This window comes from Kitasatospora sp. NPDC059803 (assembly GCF_042732255.1).
Classification (GTDB): domain Bacteria; phylum Actinomycetota; class Actinomycetes; order Streptomycetales; family Streptomycetaceae; genus Kitasatospora.
Genome location: NZ_JBHWIJ010000059.1, coordinates 1 through 11,715, shown reverse-complemented (window position 1 = coordinate 11,715; position 11,715 = coordinate 1). Strand labels below are relative to the sequence as shown.

Sequence of the window (11,715 nt, the reverse complement as noted above, 5' to 3'; positions counted from 1 at the left end):
GGCGAGGTCAGCGCCCGGGGCGGACGGTGATGTCGGTGAGCTCCGCGTCGCGGGAGGCGTCCAGGGCGGCGAGGATCGCCTTCACCACCGACTCCGGGGCGATGAAGCGGTCCTCGTCGTAGGCCTTGCCCTCCTGCTGGTGCACCTTGGCCTGCATCGCGGTGGCGGTGCGGCCCGGGTAGACCGAGGTGACCCGGACGCCGTTCGCGTGCTCCTCCTGGCGCAGCGCGTCGGCGAGCGCCTTGAGGCCGTGCTTGCTCGCCGCGTAGGCCGACCACTCGGCGGAGGCGCTCAGGCCCGCACCGGAGTTGACGAACACCACGTGCCCCTTGACCAGGCGCAGCGAGGGCAGCAGGAGCCGGGTCAGCTCGGCGGGGGCGACCAGGTTGACGGCCAGGGTGCTCTGCCAGGCCTTGACCGGCAGCTCGCCGACCGCACCCAGCTCGACCATGCCCGCGACGTGCAGGAGGGAGTCGAGCTCGACGGGCAGCGCCTGGTGGCCGAGGGCCCAGGAGAGCTTGGCCGGGTCGCCGAGGTCGCCGACCAGGGTCTGCGCCCCGGGGAAGCGCTCGCGCAGTTCGGCGGCGCGGCGGGCGTCGCGGGCGAACAGCCAGAGGTCGTCGCCGCGCTCGGCGAGACGCTCGGCCAGGACGGCGCCGATGCCGGAGCCGGCGCCGGTGATCAGATGTGCAGCCATGGTGCTGATCTAATCAGGCCTTGAGCTGCTCAAACACCTGAGCCGGGGTGTCGGCGAAGCTGATCAGCTCGGCGAGCGGGCGCGGCAGGAAGCCCTCGGTGTCCATCCGCTCCATCTGCATGCGCAGGCCCGCGTAGAAGCCCTCGGTGTCCAGGACGATCACCGGCTTGTCGAACATGCCGTGCTTCTTGAGCTCCAGCACCTCGGTCACCTCGTCGAGGGTGCCCAGCCCACCGACCAGCACGACGATCGCGTCGGCCCGGGCGGCCAGCTCCGCCTTCCGCTCGGCGAGGTCCTCGGTCATCACCAACTCGTCGGCACCGACGTACCCCTTGTGCCTCAGCATCTCGACGAGCACCCCGACCAGCCTGCCGCCCGCCGCCTTCACCTCATCGGCCAGCAGCCCCATCAGCCCGGCGTTCGAGCCGCCCCACACCAGGGTGTGCCCGCCCTCGCCGAGGAGCCGCGCGAACTCGGCGGCGGGAGCGGAGTAGCGGTCGTCGAGCGAGTACGCGGAGCAGAAGACGCAGATATTCATAGTGCTACCTGGTCTATCACGCGGGCCGGGCCTCGCTCACCCCGGTTTCAGGCGCGGACGGCCGGGCGCTCGGTGGCGGCGATGGTGGCGGAGCCGACGACGCGGGTGCCGTCGTACAGGACGACGGCCTGGCCGGGGGCGATGCCGCGGACGGGGGTGTCCAACTGCACCCGCAGCTCGCCGTCCACGACCGACGCGCTCACCGGCACCTCCTCGCCGTGGGCGCGCAGTTGGGCGGTGTACCGGCCGTCGGCGAGCGGCTCGGTGCCGCACCAGCGCGGCCGGATCGCGGTGAGCCCGGTGACGTCCAGGCCCTCCAGCGGGCCGACGGTCACGGTGTTGTCGACCGGCGAGATGTCGAGGACGTAGCGGGGCTTGCCGTCCGCGGCGGGCCGGCCGATCCGCAGGCCCTTGCGCTGGCCGATGGTGAAGCCGTACGCGCCGTCGTGCTCGCCGAGCTTGGTGCCGTCGGCGTCGAGGATGTCGCCGGTGGCGGTGCCGAGGTGCTTGGCCAGGAAGCCCTGGGTGTCGCCGTCGGCGATGAAGCAGATGTCGTGGCTGTCCGGCTTCTTGGCGACGGCCAGGCCGCGGCGCTCGGCCTCCTCGCGGATGGCGTCCTTGGTGGTGTCGCCGAGCGGGAAGAGGGAGTGGGCGAGCTGGTCCGCGTCCAGCACACCGAGCACGTAGGACTGGTCCTTGGCGGCGTCGACGGCGCGGTGCAGCTGGCGCTCCCCGGACGGCAGGTCGATGATCCGGGCGTAGTGGCCGGTGCAGACCGCGTCGAAGCCGAGCGCGATCGCCTTGTCGAGCAGCGCGGCGAACTTGATCTTCTCGTTGCAGCGCAGGCAGGGATTGGGGGTGCGGCCGGCCGCGTACTCGGCGACGAAGTCGTCGATGACGTCCTCGCGGAAGCGCTCGGCGAGGTCCCAGACGTAGAACGGGATGCCGATCACGTCGGCCGCGCGCCACGCGTCCCGGGAGTCCTCGATGGTGCAGCAGCCGCGGGCCCCGGTGCGGAAGGACTGCGGGTTGGCGGACAGCGCCAGGTGGACGCCCGTCACCTCGTGCCCCGCCTCGGCGGCACGGGCGGCGGCGACGGCGGAGTCGACGCCGCCGGACATCGCCGCGAGCACGCGCAGACGGCCGGTGGACGGAGCGGTCGGGGCACCCGGGAAGTCAGTCATGGTGACTACAAGAGTACGGGGCCGCCGTACATGCCCGACCGCCCGGAGGAACTACCGCCGCACCGCCGCCAGACCCGCGTTGCGGGCCCGCTGGACGGCCGGGGCGATGGCCGCGACCAGCGCCGTCACGTCCTCGCGCACCGAGGTGTGCCCGAGCGAGAACCGCAGCGAGGCCCGGGCCAGCGCCGGGTCGACGCCCATCGCGAGCAGCACGTGGCTGGGCTGCGGCACCCCGGCCGAGCAGGCCGAGCCGGTGGAGCACTCGATGCCCTGGGCGTCGAGCAGCATCAGCAGCGCGTCGCCCTCGCAGCCGGGGAAGGAGAAGTGCGCGTTGGCGGGCAGCCGCCCCTCGGCGGCCGGGTCGCCGTTGAGCACCGCGGCGGGGACGGCGGCCAGCACGGCGGCGATCAGCTCGTCGCGCAGCGCGCCGAGCACGACCGCGTGCTCCGGCTGGCGCTCGACCGCGAGGGCCGCGGCGGTGGCGAAGCCGGCGGCGGCGGGCGCGTCCAGGGTGCCGGAGCGGACGTCGCGCTCCTGGCCGCCGCCGTGCAGCAGCGGGACGGGCGCGGCGCCGCGCGAGAGCAGCAGCGCGCCGATGCCGAACGGGCCGCCGATCTTGTGCCCGGTGACGGTGAGCGCGGTGAGCCCCGACCCGGCGAAGGAGACCGGGACCTGCCCGAGCGCCTGCACCGCGTCGGCGTGCATCGGGATGCCGTACTCGGCCGCGACGGCGGCGAGTTCGCGCACCGGCTGGACGGTGCCGACCTCGTTGTTGGCCCACATCACGGTGACCAGCGCGACCGAGTACGGGTCCCGCTCGATCGCCTCGCGCAGCGCCTGCGGGTGCACCCGGCCGAGCGGGTCGACCGGCAGGTACTCGACGTCGGCGCCCTCGTGCTCGGAGAGCCAGTGCACCGCGTCCAGCACCGCGTGGTGCTCGACCGGGCTGCACAGCACCCGGGTGCGGGCCGGGTCGGCGCCCCGGCGGGCCCAGTACAGGCCCTTGACGGCGAGGTTGTCGGACTCGGTGCCCCCGCCGGTGAGCACGATCTCGCTCGGGCGGGCGCCCAGCGAGTCGGCCAGCGACTCGCGGGCCTCCTCGACCACCCGGCGGGCCCGGCGGCCGGCCGCGTGCAGGGACGAGGCGTTGCCGACCACCCCCAGGTGCGCCGACATCGCGGCGATCGCCTCGGGCAGCATCGGCGTGGTCGCCGCATGGTCCAGGTATGGCATAACCATCCGATTGTAGAGGGCGCTTCCCGGGCCCCGTCCCGGTGTGCGCACCGATCCGGCCACCGGACGACTCCCGGACGTTACCCGGACCACGCGCCCACCGGACACCGGTGTCCGGCACCCGTTTGACCCGTCGCGCGGCCGAGCGGTTAGCCTGACGGACGCTTCCCGCGGACGGGCCCCGGCCCGGCCCGCGGGCACGGCCCGGGATCACGTCCCACTCTCACTTCCCATCGGCGTGGACAGGAGCGGTGCGCCATGTCGCAGTCGGTCGACCGCGCCCTGACCCTGCTCGGGTCGCTCGGCGACGGGCCGGTCACCCTGGAGCAGGCCGCGACCAGCATCGGGGTGCACAAGTCCACCGCGCTGCGGCTGCTGCGCACCCTGGAGGAGCACGGCTTCGCGCAGCGCCAGCCCGATCTGCGCTACCGCCTCGGCGGCCGGGTACTCTCCCTGGCCCACCGGGCGCTGGAGGAGATCGACGTCCGGCAGGTCGCCGCGCCGTACCTGGCGGCGCTCAACGCGCGCTGCGGCTACACCGTCCAGCTGGCCGTGCTCCAGGACGGCGAGGTGCTGTACCTGGACGAGGTGGCCGGCAGCTGGGCCGGGCCGGGCACCGCCCGGGCGTCCCGGATCGGTCGGCGGGCGCCGGCCGGCGGGACGGCGATCGGCCGGGTGCTGCTGGCCGGGCTGCCCGAGGACGGCACCCCCGACGAGGAGTTGCCGGCCGAACTGGCGGCGGTGCGGCTGCGGGGCTGGGCGGTGGAGTCGGCCGAGCACCGGGAGCCGGTGACGTGCGTGGCCGCGCCGGTGGCGGGCAGCGGCGGCCGGACGGTCGCGGCCTGCGCGCTGAGCGCCCCGGCGAGCCAGGTGCCGCCGGCCGAACTCGCCCGGATGGTGCCGGAACTGCTCTGCACGGCGGAGGCGATCTCGCTCGCGTACGGCGGCTCGCCTACTCCTCGCTGGTGCGAGAACCGTTGCGGCGCCAGGCCCGCGGGGCGCGCCAGCCGTACTTCAGCGCGAGCATCCGCAGCCCGAAGGCGGTGAGCGCGGCGGCGGTGCCGGTGGCGCCGGTCAGCCGGTCGACGCCGATCAGCACCGCCACCAGGGCGGCGCCGACCAGGGCCGGGACGGCGTAGATCTCCCGGTCCCAGCGCAGCAGCGAGGGGATCTCGCCGGCCAGCACGTCACGGATCACCCCGCCGCCGGCCGCGGTGACCATGCCGAGGGCGACGGCCGACACCGCGCCGAGCCCGTAGTCGTGCGCCTTGGCGGTGCCGGTGACGCAGAACAGGCCGAGGCCGAGGGCGTCCAGGGTCTGCACCGCCCGGTTGATCCGCTCGACCTCGGGGTGCAGGAAGAACACCACCAGCGCGGCGACCAGCGGGGTGATGAAGTACCCGAGGTTGCTGAACGCCGCGACGGGCGTCGCCCCGATCACCAGGTCCCGGATCACACCGCCGCCGAGCGCGGTGACCTCGGCCAGCACCGCGATGCCGAAGATGTCCATGTTCTTGCGGACGGCGAGCAGCCCTCCGGAGAGGGCGAAGACGAAGATGCCGACGAGGTCCAGCGACTGCTGCACGTCGGAGGGGAAGATCTGCGAGGTCACCGAACAACTATGACCCGTTCGGACCCCTCCCCCCCTCCGTGTAGGGCCGCGGGCCCGGGCGACAACCACCACCGGTCCGGACACTCTGCGCAGAGTTGACGTGAACACCAAATTTCGACATATTCGCGAAATAATGCAGGTCGTACGGTATGGGGAATACAATTCGCATTTCCCTCCCGAATTCGATGCACGCTTTGCCCGGGTTGGCTGGTTTGGGAAATTGATCCCGGAATTAACTCATAGACGGACCCGAATGGCGGTGGTAGTTTCATTTCCATCGAGAGAAGCACCAGGGCTTCGAACATGAACAACCGGAGAGGAGACTCCCGTGCGCTACAACGACTGAAATCCCTGATGCCGATTGCACCGGCATCCCCGATGTCCGAACGTCGACAGTCCGCGCCAATGGCCGGGCGATTAAGCTCGGGTAGGTGAATTTCCATGCGTTACAACGACTAATTATATTGCCCGAACCGCGGCAGAGCCCGGTATCGTCGGCGAGAATTGGCGCCGGACCCGGATACGTCCGGGTCCGGCGCACGCTCTTGGCCCAGCGAGAACATGGGCCTCATAGGCCGTTCAAGAATCCTAGGAATTGTCCATGAAACTCCCGGTCCGCTATGACCCCCTCGACAGCTCGACTCTCGCCGATCCCTATGCGGTCTACGCGGAGCTGCGCGCGTCGGAGCCCGTGCACTGGCACGAGAAGATGCAGAGCTGGGTGCTGACCCGGTACCGCGACTGCCAGATGGTGCTGCAGGACCCCGCGGTGTTCGCGACGGACTGGCGGCGGGCCGGCGAGTCGGTCTCCGAACCGTGGCTGAGCCTGCAGACCCTCGACCCGCCGGACCACGGCCCGCTCCGCAGCCTCTTCATGAACGCCCTGCGCGCCCAGGACCTGGAGGCCGTCGGCGAGCAGGGCGAGGCTCTCGTCGGGTCGCTGCTCGACGGACTGGAGGGCAGGGCGGAGTTCGACCTCATGTCGGAGGTCGTCGAGCCGCTCGCCCTGGCGACCATCTCGGAGCTCATGGGCATCGAGCAGCCGGACGTCAGGACCTTCGCCGCGATATCGGATGCCATCGTGCGGAGCATGGACGCCGGATTGGCGCCCGAGACCGGCGGGGACGGAATCGAGACCGGTGCGGAACTCAGGAAACTCGGCATCGAGGCGCGCGGCCGACTGAGCGAAATGGTCGAGTCCTGGTTCACCACCAATCCGCGCCCCGGCCTGCTGGCCCATGTCGCCGGCAACCGCGCCGAGGTGGATGTCGCCGACGCCTTTGTCCGGAACACGGTGCGGGTCGTCTTCCAGTCCGGCTACAGCTCGATCGTCGCCGGTGCCGGAAATGCCATGCTGGCCCTGCTGGAGAACCCCGACAAATTCGAGGCGATGCGCGACCCGGCACTGCTGTCGAGCGGTTTCGACGAACTCATGCGCTATGACGCCTCGGTTCAGGGAACCAGCCGCATCGTCACCGAGCCCGTCACCATCGGATCCGTCCAGCTCAAGCGCGGAGACGTCGTCGTGGTGCTTTTCGGCGCCGCAAACCGCGATCCCGAAAAATTCACCAGCCCCGACGAAATCATTCTGGACCGGACACCGAATCAGCACATGGCATTCGGCCGGGGCCCGCACACCTGCGTCGGGAACCTGTTCACCCAGGTCACGCTGCAGGCGCTGATCAAGGCCATTCTGCGGCGCCCCACACGCCTGCGGATGGCCGGGGAGCCGCTGCGCCAGCGCACCGCGACCATGCGCTACCTGGCGACGCTGCCGGTCACCTTCCAGGCGGCTGCCGCCACGTGACGAAAACGGATACGACGGCTCGCCCGACCCGGACGAGCGCTGCCCGGCTGGCCCTCGCCAGGGCGGTCCCGCCGGCCGGGCCGGTGCGCGGACTGACGCTGTCCACGTTCCTGACCACCCTCGGGGACGGGCTGTTCGCCACCGTCAGCGTGCTGTTCTTCACCCGCGTGGTGGGTCTGCGGATGGTGGACGTGGGCATCGGGCTCACGGTTGCCAGCCTGGCCGGCCTGCTGGCGGCCCTGCCGATCGGACACCTCTCCGACCGCATCGGGCCGCGGCGGGTCCTGCTCGTCCTCACCGTCGCCGCGGGGCCGGCGGTGCTGTGCTACCTGGTCGTCGGCTCCTTCTGGCCGTTCGCCGCCACGGCATGCGCGGTGGGCGTCGTGCAGCGGGGCTGCCGCACGGTCCTGCCCGCCCTGGTCTCCCTGATCGCCTCGGCCGAGGAGCGGGTGACCGCACGCGCACACCAGCAGGTCGTGAGCAACATCGGGATCTCACTCGGTGCGGGAGCCGCCGGCCTGGCCCTGTACCTGGACACCCGGGCCGCGTACGAGGCGATGGTGGTCGTCGCGGCGCTGGCCTACGCGGGGTCGGCCCTCGTGCTGAACCGGATGCCCGTGCGGCATCCGCCTCCCGCGCACAGCGAGAAGCAGCCGCTGGGGGCCGCGCTCAAGGACCTCCGGTACCTGCGGTTCACCGGGCTGAACGCCGTGCTGTCGCTGAACGGCGCCCTCATGGAGATCGCCATTCCGCTGTGGCTGGTCACCCACACCAAGGCGCCCGCCTGGCTGTTCAGCGCCCTGATCGTCCTGAACACGATCCTGGTGGTGGTCTTCCAGGTCCAGGTGAGCTCCAAGGGCAACGACACCACCCCGGGCCTGTGGGGGCGGATCTCCCGCCTCGGCGGATTCTTCCTCGGCTGCGCCTGCCTGCTGTACGGCGCCGCCGGCTGGGGGAACACCCTGGTCGCGACCGCCGTCCTCGGCCTGGGGATGATCGCCCACACGTGGGGCGAGATGTACCAGGTCTCCGGCGAATGGGGGCTCAGCTTCCAGCTCGCGCCCGAGCACGCCACCGGCCAGTACCAGGGCGTCCTGGCCATCGGCCGTGGAGCCGCCAACGTGGCCGCGCCCGTCGCCCTGGTCGCGGTCGTCGGGGCCGGTCAGTACGGGTGGGTGGCGCTGGCGGCCGTCTTCCTCGCGGCCGGGCTCGCGATGCCCGCGGCGACCCGGCTGCCCGCCGACAAGGGCCCTGCCCCTGACTCATGACCAGCATGGTTCCGCCCCAACCGGGTTGTAAGCCCTGACACCACGATGCGCCGCACCGAACGACCGAGAGGCCGTTCGGTGCGGCGCATCGCTTCGCTGTGACGAACGCGGCGCCGGCCAGTACCAGCGCGTCCTGAAACACGCCCTAGCCGTTCCCCTCGCCCAGCTCGGGGAAGTGGCACGCCACCTCGTGCCCGGTCTTCAGCGCGGCCAGCGGCGGCTCCTGGGCGGCGCAGACGTCCTGGGCCTTCCAGCAGCGGGTGCGGAAGCGGCAGCCGCTGGGCGGGTTGATCGGCGAGGGGACGTCGCCCTTGAGCAGGATCCGCTCGCGGCCGGCCCGCTGGCGCCGGCGCGGGTCGGGCACCGGCACCGCGGACATCAGCGCGTTGGTGTACGGGTGCAGCGGGCTCGCGTAGAGGGAGTCGCGGTCGGCGATCTCGACGATCTTGCCGAGGTACATCACCGCGACCCGGTCAGAGACGTGCCGGACCACCGAGAGGTCGTGCGCGATGATCAGGTAGGTCAGGCCGAGTTCGCGCTGGAGGTCGTCCAGCAGGTTGACCACCTGGGCCTGGATGGAGACGTCCAGGGCGGAGACCGGCTCGTCCGCGATGATCATCTTCGGCCGGAGGGCGAGCGCCCGGGCGATGCCGATGCGCTGGCGCTGGCCGCCGGAGAACTCGTGCGGGTAGCGGTTGTAGTGCTCGGGGCTGAGCCCGCACAGTTCCAGCAGTTCCTGGACGGCCTTCTTGGTGCCGCCCTCGGGCTCCACCTTCTGCAGCCGGAACGGCGCGCCGACGATGGTGCCGACGGTGTGCCGCGGGTTGAGCGAGGAGTACGGGTCCTGGAAGATCATCTGGATGTCGCGGCGCAGCGGCCGCATCGCGCCGACGCCCAGGTGGGTGATGTCGGTGCCCTCGAACTCGACCTTCCCGCCGGTCGGTTCGTCGAGCCGGGTGACCAGTCGGCCCATCGTCGACTTGCCGCAGCCGGACTCGCCGACGACCCCGAGCGTCTCACCGGCGTTGACGGTGAAGTCGATGCCGTCGACGGCCCGCACCGCGCCGGTCTGGCGGCGCAGCAGTCCGCCGCGGATCGGGAAGTGCCGGGTCAGGCCGGTCACCCGGAGCAGCGGCTCGCGGTCGGGGGCGGGCGCGGGCGCGGGGGCCGTTGCCGCCTGAGTGTCCGTCATCGGTTCTCTCCAGAAAGGTGGTACGAGGCCGGGCTCACAGCCGGGGCGCGATCTCTTCGGCGAAGATGCGGTGCCGTTCGGCGGCCGGGAGGTGGCAGGCCGCGTAGTGGCCGGGCGAGGCTTCGGCCAGCACCGGGAGCTCGCTCGTGGAGCGCCCGCCGGTCCGGTCGGCGTACGGGCAGCGCGGGTGGAAGGCGCAGCCGGACGGCACGTTGATCAGGCTGGGCGGGGTGCCCTTGACCGGGACGAGGCGGTCCTGGAGCTCGCGGTCCAGGCGCGGCATGGAGCCCAGCAGGCCCCAGGTGTAGGGGTGTTCGGGCGCGTCGAAGAGGGTCTCGGCGGGGCCGCGCTCGATGCACTTGCCGCCGTACATGACCAGGATGTCGTCGGCCAGTTCGGCGACCACCCCGAGGTCGTGGGTGATGATGATGACGGCCGAGCCGAACTCGTCCTGGAGGTCGCGGATGAGGTCCAGGATCTGCGCCTGGACGGTGACGTCCAGGGCGGTGGTGGGCTCGTCGGCGATCAGCAGCGAGGGGTCGTTGACCAGCGCCATGGCGATCATGGCGCGCTGGCGCATGCCGCCGGAGAACTGGTGCGGGTAGTCGTCCACCCGGCGGTCGGGCTGCGGGATGCCGACCCGGTCGAGCATCTCGACCGCGCGGGCCCGGGCCTGCTTCTTGGACGCCTGGGGGTGGTGCACCCGGTACGCCTCGACGATCTGCGCGCCGACGGTGTAGTAGGGGTGCATCGCGGTCAGCGGGTCCTGGAAGATCATCGCCATCTCGCGGCCGCGCAGTTGGCGCACCCGTTCGGGGCCGGCCGCGATCAGGTCCTCGCCGTCCAGCCGGATCTCGCCGGTGATCCGGGCCCGCTTGGTGCGGTGCAGGCCCATGATGCCGAGCGAGGTGACGGACTTGCCGGAGCCGGACTCGCCGACGATGCCGAGGGTGCGGCCCTTGTGCAGGTCGAAGCTGACCCCGTCCACCGAGCGGACCAGGCCGTCGTCGGTGTCGAAGTGGATCCGCAGGTCGCGGACGGAGAGGAAGGGGTCGCCGGACGGGGCCTGGGCGGCGACCGCCTCGGTCTTCTGGAGCTCGGTCACGAGAGCCTCACCCGGGGGTCGACGAGTGCGTACAGGAGGTCGACCACGAGGTTGCAGGCGACGATGAAGAAGGCGGCGAGCAGGGTGACGCCGAGGATCTTGGGCAGGTCGTTGTCGGCGATCGCCTGGACGGCGAAGGCGCCGACGCCCTGGAGCGAGAAGACCTGCTCGGTGATGAGGGCGCCGCCGAGGAGCAGGCCGAGGTCCATGCCGAAGATGGTGATGACGGGTGTCAGCGCGGCGCGCAGTCCGTGCCGGGCGACGACCTTGCGCTCGACCAGGCCCTTGGCCCGGGCGGTGCGGATGTAGTCCTCGCTCATGGTCTCCAGCATTCCGGCGCGGGTGAGCCGGGCGTAGAGCGCGGAGTAGAGGAAGGCCAGCGAGATCCACGGGAGGATCAGGTTGCGGGCCCACATCAGCGGGTCGTCGGCGAAGTCGACGTACTGGAGGTTGTCCAGGATCGGCCACTCGTAGCTGAACAGCGTGAGCAGCAGCGCGCCGGTGAAGAAGACCGGCAGCGAGACGCCGGCGAGGGAGATGCCCATGGCGATCCGGTCGAAGACCGAGCGCGGCTTGAGCGCGGAGACGACGCCGGTGGCGACGCCCGAGACCAGCCAGAGCACGGCCGCGCCGACGGCGAGCGAGAGGGTGATCGGGACGCGCTTGATCAGCTCGGGCCAGACCTCCAGGTGGTTCTTGAAGGAGTAGCCGAAGCACGGTACGTGGCAGGTGACCGGGTCCGGGCCGAACTTGTACTCGGCGCCGCTGACCAGGCCCTTGAGGAAGTTCCAGTACTGGGTGTACAGCGGCTGGTCGAACCCGAGGTTCTTCTTGACCGCGGCGATCGCCTCGGGGGAGGGGTTCTTCCCGACGTACTGCGTGGCCAGTTGGTCGGTGGTCTCGCCGGCGATGCGCGGGAGCAGGAAGAAGATCGCGAAGGTGACCGCACTGACCACCAGCAGCAGCACGACGGCCGCGAAGATCCTGCGGATGATGTAGGCAAACACAGTTGGGCGGCTCCGGCGGCCCCCCGCCCCCGCGGGGGCGTCGGGCGGGCGCCGGGGGGGCCCGCCCGCGCA

The 11,715-nt window shown here is 71.6% G+C and carries 11 protein-coding genes; 3 read left to right on the top strand and 8 right to left on the bottom strand.

From position 1 onward, the window contains the following. Positions 1-7: 7 nt before the first annotated feature. The 4 genes from ACFV6I_RS12905 to ACFV6I_RS12890 are packed head-to-tail and all read right to left on the bottom strand — an operon-like array spanning position 8 to position 3,652. Complete coding sequence (locus ACFV6I_RS12905) at positions 8-697, bottom strand: SDR family oxidoreductase (RefSeq protein WP_363372020.1); 690 nt, start codon at positions 695-697, stop codon at positions 8-10. A 13-nt stretch (positions 698-710) separates the two neighbouring features. Next, complete coding sequence (locus ACFV6I_RS12900) at positions 711-1,235, bottom strand: TIGR00730 family Rossman fold protein (protein ID WP_363372017.1); 525 nt, start codon at positions 1,233-1,235, stop codon at positions 711-713. A gap of 47 nt (positions 1,236-1,282) precedes the next feature. Continuing rightward, positions 1,283-2,419, bottom strand: a complete 1,137-nt coding sequence (mnmA, locus tag ACFV6I_RS12895; protein ID WP_380425009.1) for a tRNA 2-thiouridine(34) synthase MnmA — start codon at positions 2,417-2,419, stop codon at positions 1,283-1,285. 51 nt (positions 2,420-2,470) lie between these two features. Then, positions 2,471-3,652 carry a cysteine desulfurase family protein gene (locus tag ACFV6I_RS12890; protein WP_380425007.1) on the bottom strand — a complete coding sequence of 394 codons (1,182 nt, stop codon included), beginning with the start codon at positions 3,650-3,652 and terminating at the stop codon, positions 2,471-2,473. Between the two features lie 258 nt (positions 3,653-3,910). On the opposite strand from ACFV6I_RS12890, the gene ACFV6I_RS12885 reads away from it, so the two are divergent. Beyond that, positions 3,911-4,699, top strand: coding sequence for an IclR family transcriptional regulator (locus tag ACFV6I_RS12885; RefSeq protein ID WP_380425004.1), 789 nt, complete (start codon positions 3,911-3,913; stop codon positions 4,697-4,699). Here the strand turns inward: ACFV6I_RS12885 and ACFV6I_RS12880 are convergent. Next, positions 4,605-5,264 (bottom strand): trimeric intracellular cation channel family protein, encoded by a 660-nt coding sequence (locus ACFV6I_RS12880; protein ID WP_063347738.1) that lies wholly within the window; start codon positions 5,262-5,264, stop codon positions 4,605-4,607. The two genes, ACFV6I_RS12885 and ACFV6I_RS12880, sit on opposite strands and share 95 nt — an antisense overlap. Before the next feature lie 601 nt (positions 5,265-5,865). On the opposite strand from ACFV6I_RS12880, the gene ACFV6I_RS12875 reads away from it, so the two are divergent. Both ACFV6I_RS12875 and ACFV6I_RS12870 read left to right on the top strand, forming a co-directional pair. Continuing rightward, entirely contained in the window at positions 5,866-7,071 is a 1,206-nt protein-coding gene (locus tag ACFV6I_RS12875; RefSeq protein ID WP_063347739.1) for a cytochrome P450, read from the top strand. After that, positions 7,068-8,339, top strand: a complete 1,272-nt coding sequence (locus ACFV6I_RS12870) for an MFS transporter (RefSeq protein ID WP_380425002.1) — start codon at positions 7,068-7,070, stop codon at positions 8,337-8,339. The genes ACFV6I_RS12875 and ACFV6I_RS12870 overlap by 4 nt, the downstream gene beginning before the upstream one ends. A 145-nt stretch (positions 8,340-8,484) precedes the next feature. Here ACFV6I_RS12870 and ACFV6I_RS12865 read toward each other — a convergent pair whose 3' ends face one another. The 3 genes from ACFV6I_RS12865 to ACFV6I_RS12855 are packed head-to-tail and all read right to left on the bottom strand — an operon-like array spanning position 8,485 to position 11,643. Continuing rightward, on the bottom strand, positions 8,485-9,531 hold the full coding sequence (locus ACFV6I_RS12865) for an ABC transporter ATP-binding protein (RefSeq protein ID WP_380425000.1): 1,047 nt from the start codon (positions 9,529-9,531) through the stop codon (positions 8,485-8,487). Between the two features lie 34 nt (positions 9,532-9,565). Continuing rightward, on the bottom strand, positions 9,566-10,636 hold the full coding sequence (locus tag ACFV6I_RS12860) for an ABC transporter ATP-binding protein (RefSeq protein WP_063347741.1): 1,071 nt from the start codon (positions 10,634-10,636) through the stop codon (positions 9,566-9,568). After that, on the bottom strand, positions 10,633-11,643 hold the full coding sequence (locus tag ACFV6I_RS12855; protein WP_363372006.1) for an ABC transporter permease: 1,011 nt from the start codon (positions 11,641-11,643) through the stop codon (positions 10,633-10,635). The genes ACFV6I_RS12860 and ACFV6I_RS12855 overlap by 4 nt, the downstream gene beginning before the upstream one ends. Positions 11,644-11,715: the final 72 nt, after the last annotated feature.